The organism is Microbacterium sp. NPDC096154, from assembly GCF_040302945.1.
Taxonomy (GTDB): Bacteria; Actinomycetota; Actinomycetes; order Actinomycetales; family Microbacteriaceae; genus Microbacterium.
This window is the reverse complement of sequence record NZ_JBEOSM010000002.1, coordinates 1-24,356: the sequence shown is the minus strand read 5'-3', so window position 1 is coordinate 24,356 and position 24,356 is coordinate 1. Positions and strand designations below refer to the sequence as shown.

The following is a 24,356-nucleotide window of genomic DNA, read 5'->3' as shown; positions in this document are numbered from 1 at the left end:
TTCACGGAGACAGAGACAGGTACTCATCGCGGATGTCGCGCACAATCCACTGCGCGCGATTCTCGACTCCCGTGAGGCGGTCGTTGCGACGGGTCTGGACGGTGTCGCCGACGAGGATGCGCTGCTGCCCGATTCCCCACGCGGCGACGTGGACGTCAAGCTCGCCCCGATCGACTCGCCGCTGCTGGATGGCGTCGTTGAAGGCATCCGCCTCAGCATTCGTGCCAGACACCAGCGTCACCCGCTTGCCGCGCGCGTGCCGCTCGAAGTACGCGTCGGTCATCCACTCACGAGCCGCGTCGTGATGATCGACCCGAGCGGCGTGACCGTGTTCGGCAAGCTCGCCCGCCACCACCAGCGCACGCTCGCGATCACCCGCATCCCGGAGCCGAAGTGTGAGCGCCGCGTAACCGGGATCGCGGAACCGGTGCACCGTGTCGAGCTCGACCGCAGCGTTCGCGTGCCGGATCGCAGTGCCCATCGCGCCCGCGTGTCCGACCGGCAAGGCCTGATGCGTGTCACCCACGAACGCCAGCCCGACACTCTGCTCGATCGCGAGCTCGACGAGCACGTTCGCCGTCAGCAGGTCGACCATGCCGGCTTCGTCGACGACGATCCGATCGCGAGAACGCAACACAGACTTGGTTGGTCCGCTGTATACGACGCCAGTGCTGGGATCGATCTCTCCCATTCGAAGCCTCGTCCACACCTTCGCTCCGGCCTCGTCGGTGCCCCATCGGTAGCCGTGACCCGAAAGCAGGGCATGAATGCTGGATGCCGCGGCCGCGACCTCGCGAGACGCCATCGATGCCGCTTTTCGCGCAGGAGCAACAACGAACATCCGTCGCTGTTGCGACACGAGCGCCACGGACGCAGCGCGCAACATCGTCGTCTTGACCGTGCCGGCGGGACCGGTCACCGTCACGATCCCGTCCGTGCCGGCTATGGCGCACGCAGCAACGCTTTGCGACGCATCCAGTGCCGACAGATCCTCGTTCGTTCCGAGCCGGCGCAACCCGCCCGGGAGCAGGGAGCGGCCCGGCCGGGCGAGCACATCCAAGCGGCCGGCTAGACGCACCTTGGCGCGTAGGGTCTCGGTTGCCATGAACGCCTTGACGTGCGCCGGCGGATCCTCCGTAATAAGCCGATAGACGGAACGCGTGGCACGCTCCGGGATCTCGGCAATCATGTCATCGAGCCGGTCGCGCTCCGCAACGATGCCCGTGCGCGATAGCGCGCGTATTGCGCCTGCGCGTATGTCGAACATGCTGAACCTCCCGCCGGACGACGTGGACCGTTCGTCCGCGTCGACGATCGCCTGTGCAGCGAGCAGATCGAGGTCGACCGCATGCAGGCTCGTTGCGGCCATGGGGATGGGTGCGCGCGGGCTGATCATGCTCGGATCGATCGCTGCGACGTCGTCGCGCACACGCGCCGCCCACGACGCCTCGTTGAGATCGGCCGGCTTGTTCGGACGCGCCACTGCCCACGCGCGCCGATCGATCTGGTGCAGCACCTCCACGCTCGGCGCAGATCGGCCGTGGATCGAGGACCACTCCTCGATCAGGCGCGCGCGGTTGCCTTCGATTTGCGCTGACCGACGCGAGACAGGCCGGACGGCGTGGGCGAGTTCGGCGATCTCACCTGTGTCGCCGAGCGTGTATCCGCGCCGGGCGAGCGCGGCGAGCCAGGCCGGATCGGTGCGGGCGGCGAGCTCGCCCTCGGCGTTGACGACGGTGTGCAGTTTCATCGCGACCCCGCGAGTCGAGGTTCGACCACTTGCCGTCCGCGCCGAGCATTTTGATGTTCAGCCAGAGGTGACGGTAGATGTGCGGGTCGAGTGCGCGCGAGCGTCGATGCCATATCTCGACGATCTCGATGCGGGCGATCTCCTCGCGGACGTGGCCGCCGTGCTCGCGGCGCCGCCGCCCTGGGCACCCGCATGATCAAGACCACCATCCGGACGCTCGACGACCGGCTGACGGGCGGAGTCAGCTGTTCTCGTAGCTGGCCTGCAGGAGGCTCTGCGCTCGATCCAACTGGCGCTGATTCGAGATCCGCAGCTCAAGCTCGCCGGTACCGAAGTGCCCGATGTTCCTGACGTCGCGCGAGAAGCCTTCTTCGAGTTCGACATCGTCGGGGTCGACCTTCAGATACACCAGAAGGTTGCGCGACTGCGGATGCACTTCGACGCAGGCGAAGTTCTTGAGCCTGCGGTAGGCGAAGTACTGCTTGGTTGCCTTCTTCGACACATCGTCGCCGAGAGCGACGAGGTAGGCGTCGAGCTGTTCGTAGAGCGCGGTGAGTTCCGGGGACGCCTGGGCGAGGAGTTCGCTCACCGTCTTCCCCTGGCTGCCGCGTGCGACGCCCGGAGCATCGGACGCTGACTGCGGCTCGACCCGCGATGTGTGGACGAGTTCAAGGGCGAACAGCTCGCCGCCGAAGTCGCGATACGTGACGAGGTCGATCGAGCGGTTGATCTGCTCGACGGCATGCTCGTCGTACCGCGTATAGCCGCTGGCAACACAGACAAGCCGCGGTGCACGCCAGTCGATCGCCTGCGCGGCCTCCGGGCCAAGCTTCTCCATCACGAGGAGCGTGAACTCGGCTTTGTGATCGAGGAGCCAGTTCAGATAGAAGAGGCCCTGGTTGATGACGTTCTCGTTTGTCGCGCGCTTGTATTCGAAGATGACCGGGGAGTTGTTCTCATCAATGCCGAGCGAGTCGATCCGACCGCCGTGCCGGCTGCCCGTGGAGAACTCGCTCGCGAGGAATCGAGTGGCGAACATCTCCTCCATATTCCGCTCGATTAGCTGCTGCAGCGACCGCTCAAATGCCACTGCAGTGCTCTGAAGCTCTGTCGCCACACCGGCCATGACCCGGAACAGTTTGAGGTCAGCCAAGCCGCGCCCCCTTAATCTTCAGGTAGTCGTACAGCATCGCAGGCAGAGCCTTGCCCAATTCCGCGAAGAGACCGCTATCGCCGAGCAAGTCATCGATGAACGCGGGCGTGTCTTCCCGAACCTCCACGACGGCCTTCTGGAACGCCTTCGGCAGGGCCGGCGACTCAGCGAATTGCTGCGGGGTGTTGACCTCGGCCTGCCGCGCGAGATCGACATCCAGCGCCAGCTTCCCCACGATGTGGTTCATCGTGATGTCGATGACACCGACACCGTACTTGTCGCCGAGTCGCTCGTTGAGCCTCTGGATGATCTCTTCCAGCGCGCTGCGGTGCTTCTCGTGGATCGCCCCCGAACCGATCGCGGTGATCGGGTCGAGACCCGGCCCCTGCTCCAGGTTCAGCTTGACCGATTCGCCGGCCTTGATGTTGAAGCCGGTGAGATGCACCTGCGAGACGTCCACCGGCTCCGCCAGGGTCGCCGTGGACAGTTGCGGGAGGATGCGGCGGAAGAAGTAGTGCCGGCGGGGCAGGTCGGTGTCTTCGAGGTTGCGGGCCTGCGAGATGAAGTCGTAGAACTTCACGAACTGGGCCATGTCGCTCTTGACCAGGCGCAGTTCGTCCTGCTCTGCCTCGTCCTCTTCGAGGATCGCGTTCACCCACCGGGTGCGGAACCGGTCCACCGCCGGCGCGGTCGCCGCCGACACTTTGGAGTTCGCGTTCGTCCCGCCAGCAAGGGCGGCGTCGAACGCCTGCTCGACCTCGGCCATCGCGTAGATGCCGGCCGAGTCGAGCTTGGCCACGAGGTCGTAGATGAGGTTGGGGTCGGTTGTCGCGGTGAGCGTCGCCTTCCGGTAGTACGGCAGGAACGCATCCAGCACGTCCTGCGGTTCATTGGCGAAGTCGAGCACGAACGTCTTGTCCTTGCCCGGGTAGGTGCGGTTCAGCCGCGACAGGGTCTGCACGGCCTGAACGCCGCCGAGCTTCTTGTCGACGTACATCGCGACGAGGCGCGGCTGGTCGAACCCGGTCTGGAACTTCTCTGCCACGATCATCACGTTGAACGTTGCAGGCTTGAACGCCTCGGCGAGATCCGACTGCACTCCCGGGTTCTGGGTCCGCTCCGTCAGCCCCTCGCCGACGTCCTCCGGGTCATCGACTGTTCCCGAGAACGCGACCAGCGAGCGCACGCCCTGCACCCCGGCATCCTGAATGTAGGCGTCGAGGTATTTCTTCCATCGCACCGCTTCCTTGCGCGACCCGGTGACGACCATCGCCTTCGCCTTGCCGTCCAGAAGCGGCTGCGCGAACGTGCGGAAGTGGTCGACGACTATCTTCGCCTTTTGGCTGATGTTCGTCGGATGCAGTCGCACGTACTGCACCAGCGCCTTTACCGCGGTCGACTCGTCGACCTCGCCGGCACCGTCGTATTCGGAATCCGGATGCTGCAGCTTCCACGCCACCTTGTAGGGCGTGTAGTTCTGGAGCACGTCGAGGATGAACCCCTCTTCGATCGCCTGCTGCATCGCGTACAGGTCGAACGGCTCGGGCAGGTCGCCACCCTCGGGTACTCGACCGAACAGCTCCAGCGTCTTCGCCTTCGGGGTCGCCGTGAACGCGAAGTACGAGATGTTCGGGGCGGAGGCGGTGACCTCCATCGCCCACTGCAGGTACGCATCCGAGTCGATCGGAGCGCCTTCGGCGATCGCGGCCTGCTCCGCCGGCGACAGCACCTTCGTCAGCGCACCCGCCGTCGACCCGGTCTGCGACGAGTGGGCCTCGTCGGCGATCACCGCGAACCGGCGACCCTGCAACTCCGGCAGGGTCTGCACCGCCTTGATCAGCGCCTCGAACGACTGGATCGTGACGATGACGATGTTCTTGCCGCCCACCAGGGCTGCCTCGAGCTCCTTCGACTTCGACTCGCCCGACTCCCGCGTGATCGACTGCACCACCCCGGCCTGCTTCTCGAACTGGGCGATCGCATCTTGTAGCTGCTTGTCCAGAACGGTGCGATCGGTGACGACGACGACGGTGTCGAACACCCGCTCGTTGTGGTCATCGTGCAGCTGCGACAGGCGGTGCGCGAGCCACGAGATCGAGTTCGTCTTTCCCGACCCCGCGGAGTGCTGCACCAGGTACCGGTTGCCCGGCCCCTCTGCCCGCGCCGCCTCGACCAGCCGCGTGACGGCCCGCCACTGGTGGTACCGCGGAAACAGCACCTTCTCTGACCGCGTCTTCTTGCCCGTGTCCGGGTCGACGTCGGTCTCGACCTGCAGGTGCACGAATGACCCCAGCAGCGTCAGCCACGTGTCGCGCTGAAGGATCTCCTCCCAGAAGTAGGAGGATGCCGAGCCGTTCGAGTTCGGCGGGTTGCCCGCGCCCTCATCCGCGCCCTTGTTGAAGGGCAGGAAGCGGGTGGCGGCGCCGGCGAGGCGCGTGGACATCCGCACCTCGGAGTTGGAGACCACGAAATGCACCAGCGACCGCTTCGCGAACGCGAACAGCGGCTCACCCGCCGGGCTCCGGTCGAACTGGTACTGGGCGACTGCGTTGCCGATCGCCTGGGTGAAGTCGGTCTTCAGCTCGATCGTCGCCACCGGGATGCCGTTGACGAACAGGACGAGATCCAGCGCCTTGTGCGGGTGCTTTGCTGAGTAGTGCACCTGCCGCATCACCCGCACCCGCATCTTCGCGTACGCCTCGAGCGTGTCGGGGTTGTTCGTCGTCGCCGGCCGGAACTGCGCCAAGCGGAACCTCACCGCACCTCCGTGCAGCGGCACCATCGAGAAGCCGTCGTGCAGCATCCGGATCGTGCCGCCGTTCTTCAGCGGATCAAGATCGAGAGACTTGGCGAGACGGTTCAGGATGCTGCGCCGCGCCGCGTCCCGCTGGACGTCGCTGTCAGCGGGGCGGACGACCTTTGCGAACTCGGTCGGCTGCGAATCCTCAAGCCACCCGAGCACGTCCTCGGGGAACAGCGCGAGGTCTCGGTCGTAGCCCTCGTCGGTCGGCGAATACATCCACCCGTTCGCGGCGAGATGCTCGGCGATCTCCGCCTCCAGCACCGACTCCAGATGTGCCCCAGCAACACCACTCATCCGGCCACCCCCACGTCGATCTTCCCCGTCACCGCGGCCGAGATCAGCGCGGCACGGCGCTCACGCGCGAGTCTGACAGATTGTTCGGCAACGCGAACGGCCGCGTCGAGCCTTTCGAGGCGCAGATCGAGTGCTCCCACCAGCTCGAGCTGCGCCGCGACAGAGCAGAAGGGCACGGGCAGGTTCCCGACGAGTGTCTTGTTCGTCGAGGCGAGATTCGTTGTTTGCACGGCGGTGGTTTCGAAATAGCGGCGCGACGGGCTCGCATCCAGCCATCGCATCAAGAATCGACCGTCAAGGTTCGACCGTAGCTTGACGGCGAACACGTGGTTTTGGTGAAGCATGGGCTTGATCTCGCCCGACCACAGCGCGCCACGGCCGAGCTTGTCGCGGTCGCCACCCTCCGTCATCAAGACATCACCTTCGCTCAGCATTGACTGACGCGCTCTGGCTTCCGACACTCGGATTGTCTTGATCTCGTCCAGGTCGACTCGACCGACTTGAACGTTTGCCACGCGCAGGTATGGCCACTCAGGATCCGCGGGGTCTCCGTCGCCACTGAGCGTCACTCCGGTCTGAATCGAAGCGCAGTACTTGAGCCGCGTCGGCCCTGCGCCCAGCCGCTCGAAAGCGTGGTCAATGAACGCGGCGCGGCGTTCGGCGAGGAGGGTGATGAGCTCCTCGTTCTTCGCGATGAACGCGTCGATCTGCGCCGTCTCCCGATCCAGATAGTCCGCAATCGCCCGCTGGATCTCGACCCTCGGGTGAGAAACGCGGTACTTGGCGGCGTACGACTCTGGAACACGCTTGAGCCCACCCGCCCCGCTCATGTGCGCCTCGCCTGGTGCTCGGAAGTCCTCGGACTGCAGAACCCAGGAGAGGTACCGCGAGTCGAGCTGTCGGGACGGGCGCATCACGGTGATCTCGGTGGTCGCGAATGCGTATCCACCAGGGAGTCCTGCCGCTCGGAGGCCCTTGCCGTTCTCGAAGCATGGCGTGACTTTCGCGTACGCGACATCGCCGTCCGCGACGAACGAGTAGCCCTGCGCGAGCTCGGTCGTGGGGCGCATTCTGGACGAATCGATGGCACCGAACTCTGAGATCGCCTCCATCGGGAGATAGCAAGACTCGTCGCTATTCATCGCCGTTGGGCGAGGGTTGAACCGCACCAAGTAACGCAGCGGGACCTGAGGCGCCTCGAGGAGCTCGGACTGGATCCTCAACCCTCCACCTCGGCGAGCATTGCGCGCAGCTCGTTCATGACACGCTCCAGGTCGCGGTCGATCTCTTCGAGCGGGCGGGGCGGCACGTACCGGTAGAAATGGCGGGTGAAGGGGATCTCCGCGCCTTCCTTGGTCTTGGCGTGATCGACCCACGCATCGGGCGCGTACGGGAGGACTTCGCGGGCGACGTAGGCGTCGACATCCTCGTGCCACGGCACGTTCTCGGTGTCGCGGAGCGAGGCATCCGGTTCGGGGTTGCCCTTTGCGTCGGTGCAGGTGTCGGCGGTGTCGTCCTGCTCGCCGAGTTCGGTGGTCACCGCCTTCAGCAGCGGGGCAGGGAGGGCGAGGTCCTCGGCCTTCGCGGCATCCTTGAGCGCTTTGTGGAAATCGTCACGGTTTTTCCACACCCGCTCGGCGCCGAGCCGGTCGAGGGCGGCGCGCAAGGCTCCGGCATCCGTCTCGCTCAGCTTCTGCACCGCCTTGGCTCGCATGACGGCGTCGATGCGCTCGGGGCTCGCTTGCCAGTTCAATTTGAGCGGGCGCTCGACGGTGATGGTGCGGTACAGAAAGTCCTCGTTGCGGAAGATCTTTGATTGTTCGCCGTCTTCGAACACCGCGTACAGGCTGACGATGGTCTCGATGTTCTCCGGCGACAACTCATTGCGCTTGGAACCGAGACCCTTGCGGAGCTTGCGGAACATCTCGCGGGCATCGATGAGCTGTACCCGGCCCTTGCGCTCGGTGTCCTTGCGGTTGGTGAGCACCCAGATGTACGTGGAGATGCCGGTGTTGTAGAACATGTCCTTCGGTAGCCCGATGATCGCTTCGACGAGGTCGTTGTCGAGCAGCCACTTGCGGATATTCGACTCGCCGCCGGCCGCGCCGCCGGAGAATAGCGGCGATCCGTTGAGCACGATCGCCATGCGGGAGCCGCCGTCTTCGCGCTTGCGCATCTTCGACACCAGGTGCAGCAGGAACAGCATCGCGCCGTCGCTCACCGCGGGGGTGCCGGGGCCGAAGCGACCGTTGAACCCGAGCTTGGTGTGCTCATCATCGACGAAAGGGCGCTGGTCCTTCCAGTCGACACCGAACGGCGGGTTCGATAGGCCGTAGTCGAACCTCTTGTCTTCGAACGCGTCCTCGGTGAGGGTGTCGCCGAGGGCGATGTTGTCGACGTCCTGTCCCTTGATGACCATGTCGGCCTTGCAGATCGCGTACGACTGGTCGTTGTAGTCCTGCCCGTACAAGCTCAGCTGGATGCCCGGGTTCATCTTGCGCAGGTGCTCGTCCGCGACCGATAGCATGCCGCCGGTGCCGGCGGTCGGGTCATAGATAGAGCGGACGGCCCCCGCCTTCGATAGGGCGTCGTCGTCGAGCGCGAACAGTAGCTGCACCATCAGCGAGATGACCTCGCGCGGGGTGTAATGGTCGCCGGCGGTTTCGTTGGAGCGCTCGTTCGCCCACCGGATCAGTTCCTCGAACACCAGCCCCATCTGGATGTTGCTGACCGTCCGGGGATGGAAGTCGGCCTGGGCGAACTTCTCCGTTACCGCGAACAGCTTGTTCTTCTCCGCGAGCTTGTTGAGGGTCTTGTCGAACTCAAACCGCTCGAAGATGTCGCGCACGTTCGGCGAGAACCCCGCCAGATAGGCGGACAGGTTCGCGCGCAAGTCGGCCGGGTCGGCGACGAGCTTGGCGAAGTCGAACGAAGAGGTGTTGTAGAACTGATGACCGGATGCCTCCTGCAGCTTGATCGCCTGCAGCATCCCCGGAAGCGATTCGATCGACTTCGCAACGTCGAGCACACTGGGTTTCGTATCGGCGAGGACGGCGTCGAGGCGGCGAAGTACCGTGAACGGCAGGACGACCGACCCGTACTCCGAGGGCTTGAACGGTCCGCGAAGTGACTCCGCGATGTTCCAGATGAAGGCGACGTGATTCACCACAGGTGGGCACTCCTGCTGTAGAGCAACGAACAAGCGGCTGCGGCGCCGCGAACTCTCCCATCCTGGCCTATCGCGCTCGGGTCTCGAGCAGCGATTCCCTGCCTAACCGCCCGTATCGGACCCGCACGTTTCCGCCTGCCGACGTCTGGCGCCACCGAGAAGGAATCCTGGTCAGAGAGAAAATGAGACGGTGCCCCTGGAGGGACTCGAACCCCCAACCGTTTCCTTAGGACGGAACTGCTCTTCCATTGAGCTACAGAGGCTGGCTCGGCCAGTCTAACCGGCGGCGTCCGCAGACATGACGCGGCGCCGCCCGGAAGGAACCGGGCGGCGCCGCGTGGACGCGTCTGGCGCGTTACTGCTGCAGAGCGAGGGCGAATCGCACGCCCTCCTGGGTGACCTGTGCGTCGAGCACCTTGTCGTCCAGCTCGTCGGCCGCGACCTGCTCGAGGAAGACACGGGCCTCTCCGTTCTCGACCACGGTGTCGCCCTGCTCGGGCGACGGGGCGAGCGTGAGCGCGTAGCCCTCCACCGACGCGCTGGTTCCCTGGATGCGCAGACCCGCGGTCGGGGCATCCGGCGTCTGGGAGACGATCGTGCGGACGGCGTCCGCGGCGTTCTCGGTAAGCGTGAGCATCTGGCTCTCCTTCCCTCGGGACCGGCCACGATTCCGAGAATCCCGAGCGATATCAAGGCCGACGCCCGACCCCCAGGCAATACACACCTGGGGGTCGGGCGTCGTGGAGAGTCGCGTTCGCGATCAGTTGGCGGCTTCGTACGCCTCGATGATGGCGGCCGGAACACGGCCGCGCTCGGAGACCGTGTAGCCGTTCTTCTTCGCCCACTCGCGGATGGGCGCGTAGTCGGTCTGCCCGCCGCGGCGGCGTCCGCGGGAAGCGGACGAGGAGGAAGCGCCCGACGACATGCGCCGGGCGGCCGAGATGTAATCCGCGAAGGCGTCGCGCAGGTTCTGCGCATTCTCCGCGGTCAGGTCGATCTCGTAGCTCTTGCCGTCGAGCGAGAAGAGCACGGTCTCGCCCTCACCGGGTTCGAGGACGGTGCCGTCGATGTCATCGACGAGCTGGTGAACGATCTTTCGGGCCATGGCCGTGATGATAGTCCTTTTGAGTGGGATATTTCAGGGAGACATCTCCCCACTGCCGCATCTGTGGAAAATGCCGGAATTGCCCGGGCGGCGTGCTAAGGCAGAAGTCCCCATTTGCGGGCTCGTGCGACCGCGGCGTGGCGAGTGGACGCGTCGAGTTTCGCCATTGCGGCGCTGAGATACGCCTTGACGGTTCCTTCGCGAAGTCCCAGCAGGGCGCCGATCTGGGCATTGGTCTCGCCGAGTGCCGCGCGGGCGAGCACATCGATCTCGCGCGGAGAAAGGCGCACTTCGGGGGCGGGCTCCGTCTGCGGCGCTTCGGCGAATCCCGAAAGGGCCGCCAGCCGGCGTTCGACGTCGGCGAGCCGGGCGCGGATGGCAGCGTCGTCGATCTCCGCGGCGATCGCGCGCAATTCGGCGTAGCTCTCGCGCAGCTCCTCGCGGTGACTGGGGGAGAGCGGATCGGCCTGCTGGGGCGTCGGGAGGTCGCTCATCCGCCGGCGCACCTCGTCACGCACGGCGAGCTCGCGCGCGAGATCGTCGGCGACGCGCATCGCCGGCGCCGCGGCGACGCCGCCGATGTTCCAACGGCCCCACGCGCCGCCGTAGAGCACGCCACGGGGCCGGCCGGCCACGACGACGGGAGCGGCGATCAGCGTGCCGATGCCCTCGCCGAGGATGTAGCCGTCGTAGTCATGAGTGATCTGCCGAGCGGTGCGGTAATCGCCCGTCATACGGGGCCGCAGCTCGACCATCGCGCGTCCGCCGAGCCCGCGCTCCGGCCGCACCGAGAGGCCGTTGAGCGCGTCGGTGTGGTTGCCGAGGAAGGCCGACATGTGCGCCGTGCCGTCCTCGATGAGGCCTCCGAACGCGATCGGGAATCTCGTGCGTCGAGCCAGCTCGCGCACGGCGTCCGCGACCAGCCTGCGGTCGTCGGCGAGGTGCTCAGGCAGGGGCAACCGGCTACCTACTTTCGGGGGTGACGGCCGCTTCGCCGTCTTTCGTAGCGTCGAACCTACCACCGGCGCTGCGTGTGCGCTGGTGGTGCGCGTGCGGCGCAGTGAAGCGCCGTTGCGGAGGACATGTGGCAAGGAGGCCTCGTGACAGAAACGTCCCCCGGCGCCCCAGCAACGGGACGCATCGACTACATCGCCGAGGAGAACTCTCCCCGGTTCCGGGAGCTGAAGCGGACGCACCGCTCATTCGTCTTCCCGCTCTCGGCGTTCTTCCTGATCTGGTACTTCATCTACGTGCTGCTCGCCGGATGGGCCAAGGACTTCATGGCGCAGCCGGTGATCGGCGACATCAATGTGGGCCTGCTGATCGGACTCGGACAGTTCGTGACGACGCTCATCATCACGCTCTGGTACGTCGCATTCGCCAACAACAAGCTCGACCCTAAGTCGACCGCCATCCGCGAGGATCTCGAGAAGCGGGAGGCGGGCGCATGAACGCGGTCTTCACAACGGCCGAATCGACCGTCCAGAACGATCCCGTCCTCAACATCGCGATCTTCGGCGTGTTCGTCGCGGTGACGATGTTCATCGTGATCCGCGCCGCCCGCAACAACAAGACCGCGGCCGACTTCTACGCCGGCGGACGCTCGTTCTCCGGTCCGCAGAACGGATTCGCGATCGCCGGGGATTACCTCTCGGCGGCGTCATTCCTCGGCATCTGCGGTGCGATCGCCGTCAACGGATATGACGGCTTCCTGTACTCGATCGGATTCCTCGTCGCGTGGCTGGTCGCGCTTCTGCTCGTCGCCGAGCTGATGCGCAACACCGGCAAGTTCACGATGGCCGATGTGCTCTCGTTCCGTCTCAAGCAGCGCCCGGTCCGCATGGCCGCCGCCATCAGCACGCTCGTCGTCTGCTTCTTCTATCTGCTGGCGCAGATGGCGGGTGCCGGCGGCCTGGTCTCACTGCTCCTGGGCGTCAACGACCGCGTCGGCACGGCGGTGGTCGTCGCCGTCGTCGGCGTGCTCATGGTGGGCTACGTGCTGATCGGCGGCATGAAGGGCACGACCTGGGTGCAGATCGTGAAGGCCTTCCTGCTCATCGGCGGCGCGATCATCATGACCGTCTGGGTGCTGGTGCTGCAGGGTGTCGACCTGCTCGGCAATGCGGCGGCGAACTCGCCGCACGGCGAGGCAGTGCTGGCGCCGGGCCTGCAGTACACGAACCCGGTCGACTTCCTGTCGCTCGGCCTGGCGCTCGTGCTGGGCACCGCGGGCCTGCCTCACGTGCTGATGCGCTTCTACACGGTGCCGACCGCGAAGGAGGCGCGTCGCTCGGTGGTGTGGGCGATCATGCTGATCGGCCTCTTCTACCTGCTCACGCTCGTGCTGGGCTACGGCGCGGCCGCGATCGTCGGCCCGGACACCATCGCGGGCGCGCCGGGCGGCGTGAACTCGGCCGCACCGCTGCTCGCGCAGGCGCTCGGCGGTCCGGTCCTCATGGGCATCATCTCGGCGGTGGCATTCGCGACGATCCTGGCCGTCGTCGCCGGCCTCACGATCACGGCGGCGGCGTCGTTCTCGCACGACATCTTCAACGGCGTGATCAAGCGGGGCACGGCCACCGAGCGCGACGAGCGCAAGGTCGCGAACATCACGATCCTCGTGATCGGAGCGCTCGCGATCGTGGGCGGCATCGCGGTGCTGGGACAGAACGTGGCGTTCCTGGTCGCGCTCGCGTTCGCGATCGCCGCGTCGGCCAACCTGCCGACCATCCTGTACTCGCTGTTCTGGCGGGGCTTCACCACGCGCGGCGCCGTGTGGAGCATGTACGGCGGCCTTCTGACCGCGATCGTGCTGATCGTGCTGTCGCCCGTGTTCTTCGGCGGCGAGACCAGCGTGCTGAAGACGGGCGAGGGCACCGCGATCTTCCCGTTGAGCAACCCCGGCATCGTGTCGATCCCCGTCGGCTTCCTGCTCGGCTGGATCGGCTCGCTCACCTCGAAGAAGGGGGCCGAGGACCCCCGCCTCGCGGCCGAGATGGAAGTGCGCTCGCTCACCGGGCACGGCGCGGAGAAGGCGGTGCAGCACTAGGGACCGCGTCGCCGAGAGGCGACATGCCGAGCGCCGGCCGGGGCGGCCTACTCGCCCCGACCGGCGCTCGGTCGTCTTCCGCTCGCGGCGCTCACGCCGTCCACACGCCGCTGGTGCCGCGGCGGTGGCTGGCGAGCAGATGCGTGTCGACGATCCCCACCGCCTCCATGAGCGCGAACATCGTGGTCGGCCCGACGAACCGGAAGCCCCGGCGCTTGAGCTCCTTCGACAGTGCGACCGACTCGGGCGACGATGAAGGGATCTCGGCCAGCGTGCGCGGCGTCGGCGTATGAGCCGGCTGGAAGCGCCACAGCAGCTGGGCCAGGCCGCCGTCCTCCCGCAGGTCGACCGTCGCCCGGGCATTGCCGATGGTGGCGAGGATCTTCGCGCGGTTGCGCACGATGCCGGCGTCGTGCATCAGGCGCTCCACGTCGGTGTCGTCGAACGCCGCGACCGTGTCAGGATCGAAGTCGGCGAAGGCCGCGCGGAACGCCGGCCGCTTGCGCAGGATGGTGGCCCACGACAGCCCCGACTGGAAGCCCTCGAGGCTGAGCCGTTCGAACAGGCCCCGCTCGTCGCGCACGGGCATGCCCCACTCGGTGTCGTAGTACGCCTGGAGGAGCGGATCGCGCGCCGCCCAGAGCGGGCGGGCGAGGCCATCGGGGCCGACCACGAGCTCGGAGGATGGACCCGCGACCCGCTCGGCGTCCGTCGCTTCAGGCGCGGTCATCTTCGGCTCGGTCATGGCGGAATCGATCCTGTCGGAATCGGTCATGTTCGGCGGCTCCGTTCGCGGGCGGGTGAGGACGCGGCGGACCGGGATGAGCGCCGCTCGAGGTCGACCAGGAAGCGTTTGGCCTCCGGTGCGGATCCGTACTCGCCCAGCGAGCCGTCGGAGCGGATCACGCGGTGCACCGGCACGACGAGCGAGAACGGCGTCGCGCGGCACGCGGAGCCCACCGCCCGTGCGGCACCCGGCCGACCGGCCATGGCGGCGACCTCGCCATAGCTGGCGGTCTCGCCGTACGGGATGTCGCACACAGCCCGCAGTGCCTGGGCGGCGAACCCTCTCGTCAGACCCCAGTCGAGCTCGATGTCGAAGGAGCGTCGGGCGCCGCCGAAGTACTCATCGAGCTGGGCGAAGAGGTCGCTGCCCGCCCCAGGCGCGTGGTCGGGAACCACGCCGTGTTCGCGCGCGAGCATCTCGAGAACCCAGCGGTCGTCGTCCGCGGTCACGCGCAGCGCCAGCAGGCCCAGGGGAGAGAGCACGGCGATCGCGGTGCCCACAGGCGTCGGGGCGAGGTCGTAGCGGAGGGTCACGCCTCCATCCTGGGGTGCACCGGCGACATGCGGCGGCGCGGCGGTGCGGCGAGGATGCGCCGAGGGATGCGCGCGTCCTGTGGACGAGGCGTCGCGGCCGTCCGGATGCGGCTCCCGCGCCGCCGGCCCGCCCCGCGGGTGCGGCTCCCGCGCCGCCGGCCCGCCCAGCGGGAGCACGCGCTCGATCCAATCCGGCGAAACTCCGGGGGCGCCGCGCGTCGTCAGCGTGTCGCGCGCCTACCCTGACTCACGTGTGGCGAACAGAAGGCAGCGCCGCGGTCGACCATGTCGCCGCGGACGACACGGGGACCATCGTGACCCCGACCGACCTCGGCATGGCCGAGCCCGGTCTCGTGATCGCGCACGTCGCCGATCCCGAGCGCGAGCGCGTGCGCGCCGTGGCGGGTGATCTCGGCGGCCTCTCGCCCCTGCTGCACTACCCGCTCGGCGCCGACGGCCGCGAGGCCGCCGAGGCGGGCATCGACATCACCAAGGCCCATCCGGGCAGCCTGCCGCAGTTCATCACGGGCAAGTCGACGCTGCTGTCGAACCTGTTCCGCGACGAGGTCGCCCTCCGCACCGCGCGCATCGCGGCCGAGCGCATCACCGCCAAGCACCTCGAGCTGCGCACCGTGCGGGGCATCGAAGCCGTGCGCCTCGCCGTGGGGATGGCCGTATGGCGCGTCGCCGACGAGGAGTTCGCGGCACCCGTCCTGCTGCGACCGCTGGCCATCCGGCGGCACCACAGCGATTTCGAGCTCAAGCTGCACGGGGCCTTCCAGGTGAACCCCGAGCTGGTGCGCGCGGCGCGCGACCACTTCGGCGTCGAGCTCCACGGCGACTCCCTCGCGGCGCTCGCGTATGACGAAGGCGTCTTCAAGCCCCAGCCCGTGATCGACCACCTGCGGGCCGCGCTGGCCCACGTCGACACCTTCACGGTGCGCCCGCGGCTCATCGTCTCGACGTTCGCCGACGTCGGCGGCGCGATGGCGCGCGATCTGACCGACCTCGACCACCCGCTGCTCAACGCGCTCGCGGGGCACCCCGAAGACCTCGCGGCGCTCGACGCCGAGGCCAAGGCTCCCGCGGTTCCGAACCCGGACGACCGCGCGCCCGCGGCAGACACCCTCCTGCTCGACGCCGATGCCGAGCAGGAGGCGGTGCTGGCCCGCATCGTCGCCGGACAATCGCTCGTGGTCCACACGCTCCCCGGCACGGGCGGTACCCAGACCGTCATCAACGCGGTGGGGTCGCTCGTGCGCGCCGGCAAGCGCGTGCTCGTCGTCAGCGCGCGCCGATCCACGCTCGACGGCGTGCGCCATCGCCTCGCCGGCATCGGCCTGGACGGCCTCGCCGTGTCGCCGTCCGATCTGCGTCGCGACCTGATCAGGGCGATCGGCCGCAACGAGAAGGCGACGCAGCCCAAGGTCGCCGAGATCGACGACGCCCTCGTCCGCCTGCGGACCGTGCTGCGCGACTACCGTCGCTCCCTCACGCGGACGCACGACGCCTTCGGCGTCTCGGTGCTCGACGCCGTACGCGCCCTGACCAGGCTGGCCTCGCTCCCCGAGCCCCCCTCGACCTCCGCGCGCCTCGGCAGTCGCGCACTCGAGGCGCTCGCCGGCGACCGCCGCCATGCCGCGTCGACCCTGGCGCTGGCCGCTCGCCTCGGCGAGTTCAAGGTCGGCCCCGACGACTCGCCCTGGTACGGGGTGACGTTCGCCACCACCGACGAAGCACGCCGTGCGCACGAGCTGGCCGGCAAGCTGCAGCGCAAGAGCGTGCCGGATCTGCTCGAGCGCGGGTACGAGCTGATCGCCCAGACCCGGATGCGTCCGTTCACCACGATCGACGAGCTCGGTGAGTTCCTGCGTCTGCTGCACGGCATCCGCGACTCGCTCGATCGCTTCAGCCCGACGGTGTTCGAGCGCCCCCTGTCCGACATGATCCGGGCGTACGGTCCGCGCCGCGACGCGCAGATGACGGGTGCGGGCCGCCGCCGGCTCAAGCGGCTCGCGAAGGAGTACCTGCGTCCGGGCGTGCACATCGGAGACATGCACGACGCGCTCGTGCGCATCCAGCACCAGCGGGCGCAGTGGCAGAAGCTCGTCGACGTCGGCACGATCCCGGACATCCCGCTGGGGCTCGGTGACGTCCAGGTCGAGTGGCAGCGCGTCGAGGCCGAGCTCTCCGAGCTCGACGGTGCTCTCGGGCGCGGCACGCGGCTCGCGGCCATGCCTGTGCAGCGCCTCGTGCGCACCCTCGCCGGCCTGGCAGCCGAGTCCGAGGTCTTCGACAACATCGTCGAGCGCGCCGAGCTGCGCGGTGAGCTCGCGCGCCTCGGGCTCGAGCCGCTCCTGACCGAGCTGTCGGTGCGTCACGTCGACGAGGAGCGCGTGGGCGAGGAGCTCGAGTTCGCGTGGTGGCAGTCGGTGCTCGAGCATCTGCTGCAGAGCGATCGCGCCCTGCTCGGCGCCAACACCTCGGTCGTCGACCGCCTCGAGCGCGACTTCCGGCTGGTCGACGAGGCCCACGCCGCGGCATCCGGTCCGCTGCTCGCGTGGCAGCTCGCCGCGCAGTGGCGCATCGGCATCGTGGACGAGCCCGACGAGTCGCGCGCGCTGCGCCACGCGCTCACCCAGGGCCAGATCACCGCGGCCGGGCTCGAGCGCGCGGCCCCGACGCTCGGACGCATCCTGGCGCCCGTCTGGATCGCGTCGCCGTACGAGGTGCCCACGATTCCGGATGACCCGGCGTTCGATGTCGTGATCGTCGCCGACGCGGGCGCGGTGAACGTGACCGAGGCGGCGCCGGCCATCCGACGGGCGCGTCAGGTCGTCGCCTTCGGCGACCCGGTCACGCAGCGCCCCACGCCCTTCGTCGTGGCGGCGGCCGGCGAGCCGTCGGAGAGCGCGGCCGCCGAGCGCGACAGCCTGTTCGAGCGCCTGGCCGAGATCCTTCCGGTGGCGACGCTCACCCGCAGCTATCGCGCGGGCGGCGAGGACCTCGCCGAGCTGGTGAACGACGCCTTCTACGGTGGCGAGATCGTGTCTCTGCCCTGGGCCGGCTCGTACCTGGGCCGCGGCAGTCTGTCGGTCGACTACGTCGAGGGCGGGTCGGGCGCTCCCGATCCCGTGACGGGATCCGTCGAGAGCCCGGACGCCGAGGTGGCCCGCGTCGTGACGCTCGTGGTCGAGCACGCGGTCAACCGCCCGAACGAGTCGCTGATGGTGGTCACGCCCAGCCGTCGGCATGCCGAGCGCGTGCGCAATGCGGTGACGGAGGCGTTCGCCGGACGGGCGGATGTCGCCGATTTCGTGGCGCGGGAGACGGCCGAGCCGCTTGCGGTGCTCACGCTGGAGGAGGCGACGGCGGAGAGTCGAGACCGGGTGATCTTCTCGGTCGGATACGGCCTGACCCGTCACGGCCGTGTGCTGAGTGACTTCGGCGACCTCTCCACTCCCGATGGAGAGCGTCTGCTCACAGCCGGCATGACGAGGGCGCGCCGCTCGATGGTGATCGTCTCCTCGATCCGTCCGTCCGCCTACGACGAGGGCCGGCTCGAGCATGGCGCCGCCACCCTGATGGGCATCCTGGGCGCGATCGCGGCGCGCGGACGCGACGCCCGCCTCGAGGACCTCGCCGACCCGCTGACGCTCGCCCTCGCGCGCGAGCTGCGACGCCTCGGCGTTGCTGTCGACGTCGACTACCGCGGGCTGCTGCCGCTCGTGGCGCAGCACGGTGGCAAGGCTGTCGTCGTCGAGCCCGACCCCGAGTCGCGCGGCGAGTCGCTGCGCGAGTCGCTGCGTCTGCGCCCGCACGTGCTGCGCCGCCTCGGCTGGCACTACGTGCGCGTGCACGCGTTCGACCTGTACAGCGACCCGGCGGCCGTCGCCGGACGCATCGCGGCTGTGCTCGGCGTCTCGCCCGAGGCGCAGCGTGCCGACGGCGACACGCAGCCGCTCACGATGTGAGCGGGCAGACGGAAGACGGCGCGGGGCGGCAGGATGAGCCGCCGCGTCAGCGCGTCGTGCGCGTGCGCGGCGCGCGACGGGCGAAGCTCACCCCGGTCGAGGGCACGCTGAGCGACTCCGAGGCCGAGGCCACGCTGCGCGGCGCGACCCCGCCTGCTCCGGCAGCGGGGGACAAGGGACCGAACGACGACCGGCTGCGCGGCGACGTTCCCCCGCACTACTGAAGGACGGCACGGCCGACACGACGAAGGCCGCCCCGACGAATCGGAGCGGCCTTCGGAAAGCAGGCAGCGGGTCAGCCCCGGTTCTGCGAGGCGAGCAGGTCGCGGATCTCCGCGAGCAGCTCCTCCTGCGTCGGAGCCGAGGGCGCCTCGGGCTCCTGCACGCCCAGCCGGGCGGCGCGCCGCTCGGCGAGCTTGTTCATCGGGACGATCAGCAGGAAGTACACGACCGCGGCGACGGCCAGGAAGTTGATGATGGCCGAGATGATCGCGCCGATGCCGAAGTTCGCCGTCGCGAACAGACCCGGCACCGGGATCACCCACTCCGCCAGATCCCCGGAGGGCACCAGCGCGCCGATCAGCGGGTTCACGAGGTTGTCGACGACGGCGGTCACGATCGCAGTGAACGCGGCGCCGATGATCACCGCGACCGCGAGATCGATGACATTGCCGCGGGTGATGAAGTCCTTGAAGCCCTGAAGCATGCTGGTTCCCCCTTCTTGCCGGCGCGCGTGCCGACGCCTCGGATCCGTCGTCACGCGCCCGCTGCGGGTGACGCCTCCGGCTTCGATGATGCAGCAGGGGCGGAGGTGCCGCCAGCAGCAGAAGTGCCCGTGCCGGACGACCCGCGCGAGTCCGTGCGGTAGAAGCCGGAGCCGTTGAAGGTCACCCCGATCGAGCCGTACTCCTTGCGAAGCTCGCCGCGGCACTCGGGGCACTCGGTGAGCGTGGGGTCGCTGAAGGACTGGACGGCATCGAAACGGTGTCCGCAGGACTTGCAGGCATAGGCGTAGGTGGGCATGAGACCTCGTCGGATCTGGGTGGCTGGAGCGGCGCCGGCTCGCGCCCGGCAGCGGGCGGCCGAGACGGCGTCAGTGATCGGTCGGCAATGTGACCGTGCGGGTCGGCGTCACGACGCCTGTCACCGGCTGGTCGTGCACGTCGCGCGGCACGCTGTCGACCAGTTCCGAATCATAGATGACCGCGTAGACGGGCGGGCGCCGGTCCATCGAACCGAGGGTCTTGTCGAAGAACCCCCGACCCCAGCCCATGCGCATCCCCGACCGGTCCACCGCTGCGGCCGGCACGATCATCAGGTCGACGTCGTTCACCGCGATCGGTCCCAGCAGTTCGCCCACGGCCTCCGGGACGCCCAGCGCGCTCTGCACCTCCTCGCCGCCGGGGGAGGCGACCGTCCAGTCGAGCAGTCCGTCCTCGCGCATCACCGGCAGGAGCACCCGGACGCCGCTGTCGATCGCGGCGTTGATGAAGGGTCGCGTGCCGGGCTCGGTGGGGGAGGAGAGGAAGCACGAGACGCTGCGCGCGCCGAGAGACGCGACGAGAGCCTCCAGCTGAGAGCGGATGCCCGCAGCGGCCGTCTCGCGCTGCGAGTCGGACAGCTGCTGGCGCCGCTCACGGAGCTCGGCGCGCAGCGCCCGCTTGGACTGATCGAGCGCGTCGGACATGCGACGAGTCTAGGGGTGCGGGGGGTTTGCACCGCCGGGTGGGACGACGCGGCAGAACCTTTTCGCGGGATCACGGGCGGATAACGCCTTGTCACCTACGATGAAGGAATGCATCCCCCGCAGATCAAGGCAGTCATCCCCGCGGCCGGTCTGGGCACGCGCTTCCTCCCGGCGACCAAGGCGACTCCCAAGGAGATGCTGCCGGTCGTCGACAAGCCCGCCATCCAGTACGTGGTCGAAGAGGCTGTCGCGGCGGGCATCCGCGATGTCCTCATGATCATCGGCCGCAACAAGAACGCGCTGGCCAACCACTTCGACTCGGTGCCCGAGCTCGAGACCAAGCTGCTCGACAAGGGCGATCACGGGCGCCTCGAGCGCGTGCAGGCCTCGAGCGACATGGCCGACATCCACTTCGTCCGTCAGGGCGAGCCGAAGGGGCTCGGGCACGCGGTGCTGCGCGCCTATGCCCACGTCGGCGACGCTCCCTTCGCGGTCATGCTGGGCGACGACCTCATCGACGAGCGCGACGAGCTGCTCACGACCATGATCGCCGAGCAGGCCAAGCGCGGCGCGATGGTGATCGCGCTCATGGAGGTGGACCCCGAGAGCATCCACCTGTACGGCTGCGCCGACGTGGAGGAGACCGACACCGAGGGCGTCGTCAAGGTCAAGGGCCTCGTCGAGAAGCCGGCGAAGGAGGACGCCCCCTCGAATCTGGCGATCATCGGCCGTTACGTGCTCACGCCCGACATCTTCCCTGTGCTGGAGCGCACCGAGCCCGGCAAGGGCGGCGAGATCCAGCTGACCGACGCTCTGCAGGAGGTGGCCTCCGACCCCGCGGGGCCTGGCGTGTACGGCGTCGTGTTCCGCGGCCGCCGGTACGACACCGGCGACCGCGTCGACTACATCAAGGCGATCATGCGCCTCGCGGCCGACCGCTCCGACCTCGGTCCCGAGCTGCGCCCGTGGTTCAAGGAGTTCGCCGCCACTCTGTGACGGTGGACGACGTTCTCGACGGCGTTCGAAGGAGCCGGATGGATGGCCTCGCCCCGCGTCAGCACGGGCCGATCTCCATCCGGCTCGTTCGTCAACGCGATGCGCGCACTCTGCAGCACGAGCTGGTGACGAACCGCTCCTGGCTGCGCCCGTGGGAAGCGACCAGCCCCGGTGGTGCGGCGCCCCTCGACATGCGGGGGAGCATCCGGCGACTGCTGCAGCAGTATCGCGACGGCCAGGGGGTGCCGTTCGTGATGGAGTACGAGGGCGAGGTCGCCGGTCAGCTGAACGTCTGGGGTCTCGCCCGGGGTTCGCTCTCCTCGGCGACCATCGGCTACTGGGTCAGCGAGCGCTTCGCGGGCCGTGCGATCACGCCGACGGCGGTCGCCCTGGCGACCGATGTGTGCTTCAGCGAGCTGCAGCTGCACCGGATGGAGATCTGCATCCGTCCCGAGAACGCGGCCAGTCTGCGAGTGGTCCAGAAGCTCGGGTTCCGTTATGAGGGCCTGCGACGGCGCTACATCCACATCGACGGCGACTGGCGCGATCACTACGCGTTCGCACTCACCACGGAGGACGTGCCGGAAGGCGTCCTGAAGCGGTGGATCACGGGGCGCGCCCCGCAGCACGCGGCGGACATCCCGCCCGCTGACCGGGTCACCGGCTGACACGCCACCCCCATCCTGCGCGGACACGCGCGCGGCATCACGTGTCAGGGGCGGCGCGTCGCCTACCGTGGAGCGCATGGATGGGCAGCTGCTGGGCGGAGGCGTGGTCGTGGCGGTCGCCGCGGTGCTGTGGCTCGTCTATCTGCTTCCCACCTGGCAGAGCCGGATGCAGTACAACGCGGCCGAGCGCAATGCGGTGCGGCTGAACCAGGCGCTGCGCGTGCTCGCGGAGACGAGCGAGACGCCGGAGGAGGTGCGCGTCGAGCTCACAGCGCGCGAGGCCGCCGCCAAGCAGAAGCTGGCCCGTCAGCTGCAGGCCGAGCAGAGCCGCCTGAAGCTGGAGCAGAGCCGGCTGCGGGCCGAGAGGGATCTGCTCGCGATCGAGCGGCAGCGGCGTGAGGTTGCCGCATTGCGCAGCGCGCCCGAGGTGCTCCGAGCGAAGGCGCGTCGTCGCGTCCGGCTGGTCGCGACCGCGCTCGTGCTCGCGGGGCTCGCGGTGACGGGTGTCGGCGTGTGGGTGCTGGCGATCGGCGCAGGGGCCCTGTGGCTGGCGCTGGGCGGCGTGCTCGCCGTGACGGGCGCGCTGATGCTGCGGCGCATGGCGACGGTGCAGGCGCGGGCGGCGCGCCGGGCGGCGCCGGTCACCTCGGTCGCTCCCGCACGGCGACGCGCTGCGGGCGTCCTGATCGATGAGGCCGATCGAGGCTGGGTGCCGCGCCGGCTCCCCGCACCGCTCACGACGACCGCGGGATCGCGCGCACAGAGCGCACGTGCGGAGGCGGATGCCCGCGAGGCCCTGCACCGGGCGGCCCGCGCGGAGGCGCTCCGCGCGCGTGCCGAGCAGCTGCATCCTGCGCCCGTGCGCATCGAGACGGCACGCGTCGAGCCCGCGCGGGTCGCGGAGCAGGATGTGCGCGCCGCCGAGCCGGCAGCCTCGTCGCCGTACGCGCGCATGGGCTACGTGGACGACGCCGAGATCGAGGCGCACGTGCGCGACCTGCTCACCCGCCGCGCATCCGCCTGACGGCGCGGCGCGCCCGAGGTGGTCGCCGATGTGCGGGGAGGCCGCGGAGGTCTGGTAATGTGGTCGAGGTTCACGGGCCCATGGCGCAGTTGGTAGCGCGTCTCGTTCGCAATGAGAAGGTCGGGGGTTCGAATCCCCCTGGGTCCACCGAAGGAAGCCCCCGCCGGAAGGCGGGGGCTTCTGTCTTTCCGCTACGAGACTTTGTCGAGCACGAGCAGGAACTCCACGAAGCCCTCGGGCTCGACGCTCACGAAGCCGAGGTTCGGGGCCTCGACGCCGTAGTCCGCGAAGGTGATCGGGATGCTGCCCGCCACCTGCACCGTGCGCCCGTCGAACGCGGACTGCATCTCTGCAGTCGCGGCGCGGGTCACGCCGCGAACGGTCAGCTCGCCCGCGACCTCGACCGTGGCGGTCTGGCCTGCGGCGGGCGCGCGCTCGGCGCGGAGCGGCTCGGTCAGTCGGAACGTCGCCGTCGGATGCTCGCTCACGCGCAGAGCCGTGTCGCGGAAGTACCCGTCGCGCGCCGGCTCGTCCGTGGCGATGGATGCCACGTCCACCGTGATGAGCGCGTCGGTGACGGCCAGGCCGTCCACGTGGATCTCGGCCGTGACCGTCTCGGTGCGTCCCACTACGGTGACGTCGGTTCCATTGAGCACCTCGTCGACGCGGTAGCCCGCGTAGCTGCCCGGGGACGCGTGCCACGAACCAGAGAGGTCGGTCAGCGGCACGGCGGTCGCGTCCGAAGCGCCGGCTGCGGGTGGCGCACCCGGGCTGAGCGAGGGTGCGGGCGGTGCGGCGCCCACGATCACGTCGCGGTAGATGGCGGGCCCGAACGCGACGGCTGCGACACCGAGGACGAGGGCGGCGCCGCATGCGGCGAGCACGACGATGGTGGTGCGGCGACGCCGGGGGTGGAGGCGGGGGGCGGTCATGGCGTGATTCTCCGCCTCTTCGTTCGCGCAGCACAGGCCGGCGGGGCGCCGCACGCGGTTCGCGCGGCGAGGCACCCCGGTGGACATGCACGGCTTCGGCGCGACACGCCCGAGGGGCGACGTGGTTTGCCCGACCCCCCACATCGGCGTAATGTATTCCCTTGTCGCCGCCAAGCGGTGAGGTTGAGCCGGAAGGTTCCCACCCCAGGTCGGCGACAAACAATCCCACTCAGGAATCGATCAGGTTCTGACTGATTCACTGGTGAGGTTGTCTCCGCGAGTTCAGCGGGTCGAAAGCGACACGGCGTGTCGGATTTGACAGCGAATGAGCAAGCGGTAAGATAGAGAAGTTGCCCCGGAGGGCTGCGGCGGGAGTCGCAGGGCTGGGAGCATCCGATCCTTGAGAACTCAACAGCGTGCACTTGTCAAATG

The 24,356-nt window shown here is 68.6% G+C and carries 21 protein-coding genes, 2 tRNA genes and 1 pseudogene; 8 read left to right on the top strand and 16 right to left on the bottom strand.

Annotated elements, in window-relative coordinates; genetic code table 11:
* Position 1: 1 nt before the first annotated feature.
* From ABTW64_RS02580 to ABTW64_RS02535, 10 genes and pseudogenes are all read right to left on the bottom strand, one after another.
* Positions 2–1,750, bottom strand: coding sequence for an ATP-dependent DNA helicase (locus ABTW64_RS02580; RefSeq protein WP_350618885.1), 1,749 nt, complete (start codon positions 1,748–1,750; stop codon positions 2–4).
* Positions 1,641–1,913 (bottom strand): annotated as a pseudogene (locus tag ABTW64_RS02575) (relaxase domain-containing protein); the annotation flags it as partial. The gene ABTW64_RS02580 and the pseudogene ABTW64_RS02575, both read right to left, overlap by 110 nt.
* 78 nt (positions 1,914–1,991) lie before the next feature.
* Positions 1,992–2,903 (bottom strand): DUF5655 domain-containing protein, encoded by a 912-nt coding sequence (locus ABTW64_RS02570; protein ID WP_350618883.1) that lies wholly within the window; start codon positions 2,901–2,903, stop codon positions 1,992–1,994.
* Complete coding sequence (locus ABTW64_RS02565) at positions 2,896–6,000, bottom strand: type I restriction endonuclease subunit R (protein ID WP_350618881.1); 3,105 nt, start codon at positions 5,998–6,000, stop codon at positions 2,896–2,898. The genes ABTW64_RS02570 and ABTW64_RS02565 overlap by 8 nt, the downstream gene beginning before the upstream one ends.
* Positions 5,997–7,142 (bottom strand): restriction endonuclease subunit S, encoded by a 1,146-nt coding sequence (locus ABTW64_RS02560; protein WP_350618879.1) that lies wholly within the window; start codon positions 7,140–7,142, stop codon positions 5,997–5,999. The genes ABTW64_RS02565 and ABTW64_RS02560 overlap by 4 nt, the downstream gene beginning before the upstream one ends.
* A gap of 77 nt (positions 7,143–7,219) precedes the next feature.
* Entirely contained in the window at positions 7,220–9,169 is a 1,950-nt protein-coding gene (locus tag ABTW64_RS02555; protein ID WP_350618877.1) for a type I restriction-modification system subunit M, read from the bottom strand.
* Between the two features lie 191 nt (positions 9,170–9,360).
* Positions 9,361–9,432, bottom strand: a tRNA-Arg gene (locus ABTW64_RS02550).
* Between the two features lie 92 nt (positions 9,433–9,524).
* On the bottom strand, positions 9,525–9,806 hold the full coding sequence (locus ABTW64_RS02545; protein ID WP_350618875.1) for a Fe-S cluster assembly protein HesB: 282 nt from the start codon (positions 9,804–9,806) through the stop codon (positions 9,525–9,527).
* Positions 9,807–9,929: 123 nt separating this feature from the next.
* Positions 9,930–10,274: a histone-like nucleoid-structuring protein Lsr2 gene (locus ABTW64_RS02540; RefSeq protein WP_350618873.1), complete on the bottom strand. Its 345-nt coding sequence runs from the start codon at positions 10,272–10,274 to the stop codon at positions 9,930–9,932.
* Between the two features lie 95 nt (positions 10,275–10,369).
* The gene (locus ABTW64_RS02535; RefSeq protein WP_350618871.1) at positions 10,370–11,233 is read right to left on the bottom strand and encodes a LuxR C-terminal-related transcriptional regulator; all 864 of its coding nucleotides are present in this window, start codon (positions 11,231–11,233) and stop codon (positions 10,370–10,372) included.
* Positions 11,234–11,356: 123 nt separating this feature from the next.
* Here ABTW64_RS02535 and ABTW64_RS02530 point away from each other — a divergent pair, with 123 nt between their 5' ends.
* Positions 11,357–11,725 carry a DUF485 domain-containing protein gene (locus tag ABTW64_RS02530; protein ID WP_502892293.1) on the top strand — a complete coding sequence of 123 codons (369 nt, stop codon included), beginning with the start codon at positions 11,357–11,359 and terminating at the stop codon, positions 11,723–11,725.
* Complete coding sequence (locus ABTW64_RS02525) at positions 11,722–13,323, top strand: monocarboxylic acid transporter (RefSeq protein ID WP_350618867.1); 1,602 nt, start codon at positions 11,722–11,724, stop codon at positions 13,321–13,323. Before ABTW64_RS02530 ends, ABTW64_RS02525 begins: the two co-directional genes overlap by 4 nt.
* Positions 13,324–13,414: 91 nt before the next feature.
* Here ABTW64_RS02525 and ABTW64_RS02520 read toward each other — a convergent pair whose 3' ends face one another.
* Together ABTW64_RS02520 and ABTW64_RS02515 are read right to left on the bottom strand one after the other, a co-directional pair.
* On the bottom strand, positions 13,415–14,053 hold the full coding sequence (locus ABTW64_RS02520; protein ID WP_350619703.1) for a DNA-3-methyladenine glycosylase I: 639 nt from the start codon (positions 14,051–14,053) through the stop codon (positions 13,415–13,417).
* 41 nt (positions 14,054–14,094) lie between these two features.
* Positions 14,095–14,643 (bottom strand): methylated-DNA--[protein]-cysteine S-methyltransferase, encoded by a 549-nt coding sequence (locus ABTW64_RS02515; protein WP_350618865.1) that lies wholly within the window; start codon positions 14,641–14,643, stop codon positions 14,095–14,097.
* A 335-nt stretch (positions 14,644–14,978) separates the two neighbouring features.
* Between ABTW64_RS02515 and ABTW64_RS02510 the strand changes: the two genes are divergently transcribed.
* Entirely contained in the window at positions 14,979–18,617 is a 3,639-nt protein-coding gene (locus ABTW64_RS02510) for an AAA family ATPase (protein ID WP_350619700.1), read from the top strand.
* Positions 18,614–18,841 carry a hypothetical protein gene (locus ABTW64_RS02505; RefSeq protein WP_350618863.1) on the top strand — a complete coding sequence of 76 codons (228 nt, stop codon included), beginning with the start codon at positions 18,614–18,616 and terminating at the stop codon, positions 18,839–18,841. Before ABTW64_RS02510 ends, ABTW64_RS02505 begins: the two co-directional genes overlap by 4 nt.
* 71 nt (positions 18,842–18,912) lie before the next feature.
* Here the strand turns inward: ABTW64_RS02505 and mscL are convergent, their stop codons facing one another.
* From mscL to ABTW64_RS02490, 3 genes are all read right to left on the bottom strand, one after another.
* Positions 18,913–19,323 carry a large conductance mechanosensitive channel protein MscL gene (mscL, locus tag ABTW64_RS02500; RefSeq protein ID WP_350618861.1) on the bottom strand — a complete coding sequence of 137 codons (411 nt, stop codon included), beginning with the start codon at positions 19,321–19,323 and terminating at the stop codon, positions 18,913–18,915.
* Positions 19,324–19,373: 50 nt separating this feature from the next.
* Positions 19,374–19,640 (bottom strand): FmdB family zinc ribbon protein, encoded by a 267-nt coding sequence (locus tag ABTW64_RS02495; RefSeq protein WP_350618859.1) that lies wholly within the window; start codon positions 19,638–19,640, stop codon positions 19,374–19,376.
* Between the two features lie 70 nt (positions 19,641–19,710).
* A complete protein-coding gene (locus ABTW64_RS02490; protein WP_350618857.1) occupies positions 19,711–20,304 on the bottom strand; it encodes a 5-formyltetrahydrofolate cyclo-ligase in 594 nt (197 codons plus the stop codon).
* A gap of 108 nt (positions 20,305–20,412) precedes the next feature.
* Here ABTW64_RS02490 and galU point away from each other — a divergent pair, with 108 nt between their 5' ends.
* The 4 genes from galU (at position 20,413) to ABTW64_RS02470 (ending at position 23,139) form a co-directional block, all read left to right on the top strand.
* On the top strand, positions 20,413–21,300 hold the full coding sequence (gene galU / locus ABTW64_RS02485) for a UTP--glucose-1-phosphate uridylyltransferase GalU (RefSeq protein WP_350618855.1): 888 nt from the start codon (positions 20,413–20,415) through the stop codon (positions 21,298–21,300).
* Positions 21,301–21,338: 38 nt separating this feature from the next.
* Positions 21,339–21,968 carry a GNAT family N-acetyltransferase gene (locus tag ABTW64_RS02480; protein ID WP_350618853.1) on the top strand — a complete coding sequence of 210 codons (630 nt, stop codon included), beginning with the start codon at positions 21,339–21,341 and terminating at the stop codon, positions 21,966–21,968.
* Between the two features lie 76 nt (positions 21,969–22,044).
* Entirely contained in the window at positions 22,045–22,992 is a 948-nt protein-coding gene (locus ABTW64_RS02475; RefSeq protein WP_350618851.1) for an AAA family ATPase, read from the top strand.
* Positions 22,993–23,066: 74 nt separating this feature from the next.
* Positions 23,067–23,139, top strand: a tRNA-Ala gene (locus ABTW64_RS02470).
* A gap of 44 nt (positions 23,140–23,183) precedes the next feature.
* On the opposite strand, the gene ABTW64_RS02465 is transcribed toward ABTW64_RS02470, so the two are convergent.
* A complete protein-coding gene (locus ABTW64_RS02465; RefSeq protein WP_350618849.1) occupies positions 23,184–23,924 on the bottom strand; it encodes a YceI family protein in 741 nt (246 codons plus the stop codon).
* Positions 23,925–24,356: the final 432 nt, after the last annotated feature.

Bases quoted from the DNA above. Each gene is read 5' to 3' on its own strand.
- ABTW64_RS02510 (WP_350619700.1), top strand. From the start codon at position 14,979: ATGGCCGAGCCCGGTCTCGTGATCGCGCACGTCGCCGATCCCGAGCGC.
- ABTW64_RS02480 (WP_350618853.1), top strand. From the start codon at position 21,339: ATGGATGGCCTCGCCCCGCGTCAGCACGGGCCGATCTCCATCCGGCTC.
- ABTW64_RS02475 (WP_350618851.1), top strand. From the start codon at position 22,045: ATGGATGGGCAGCTGCTGGGCGGAGGCGTGGTCGTGGCGGTCGCCGCG.
- ABTW64_RS02580 (WP_350618885.1), bottom strand. From the start codon at position 1,750: ATGAAACTGCACACCGTCGTCAACGCCGAGGGCGAGCTCGCCGCCCGC.
- ABTW64_RS02540 (WP_350618873.1), bottom strand. From the start codon at position 10,274: ATGGCCCGAAAGATCGTTCACCAGCTCGTCGATGACATCGACGGCACC.
- ABTW64_RS02465 (WP_350618849.1), bottom strand. From the start codon at position 23,924: ATGACCGCCCCCCGCCTCCACCCCCGGCGTCGCCGCACCACCATCGTC.
- ABTW64_RS02565 (WP_350618881.1), bottom strand. From the start codon at position 6,000: ATGAGTGGTGTTGCTGGGGCACATCTGGAGTCGGTGCTGGAGGCGGAG.
- mscL (WP_350618861.1), bottom strand. From the start codon at position 19,323: ATGCTTCAGGGCTTCAAGGACTTCATCACCCGCGGCAATGTCATCGAT.
- ABTW64_RS02525 (WP_350618867.1), top strand. From the start codon at position 11,722: ATGAACGCGGTCTTCACAACGGCCGAATCGACCGTCCAGAACGATCCC.
- ABTW64_RS02545 (WP_350618875.1), bottom strand. From the start codon at position 9,806: ATGCTCACGCTTACCGAGAACGCCGCGGACGCCGTCCGCACGATCGTC.
- ABTW64_RS02520 (WP_350619703.1), bottom strand. From the start codon at position 14,053: ATGACCGCGCCTGAAGCGACGGACGCCGAGCGGGTCGCGGGTCCATCC.
- ABTW64_RS02490 (WP_350618857.1), bottom strand. From the start codon at position 20,304: ATGTCCGACGCGCTCGATCAGTCCAAGCGGGCGCTGCGCGCCGAGCTC.
- ABTW64_RS02560 (WP_350618879.1), bottom strand. From the start codon at position 7,142: ATGAATAGCGACGAGTCTTGCTATCTCCCGATGGAGGCGATCTCAGAG.
- ABTW64_RS02495 (WP_350618859.1), bottom strand. From the start codon at position 19,640: ATGCCCACCTACGCCTATGCCTGCAAGTCCTGCGGACACCGTTTCGAT.
- galU (WP_350618855.1), top strand. From the start codon at position 20,413: ATGCATCCCCCGCAGATCAAGGCAGTCATCCCCGCGGCCGGTCTGGGC.
- ABTW64_RS02530 (WP_502892293.1), top strand. From the start codon at position 11,357: ATGTGGCAAGGAGGCCTCGTGACAGAAACGTCCCCCGGCGCCCCAGCA.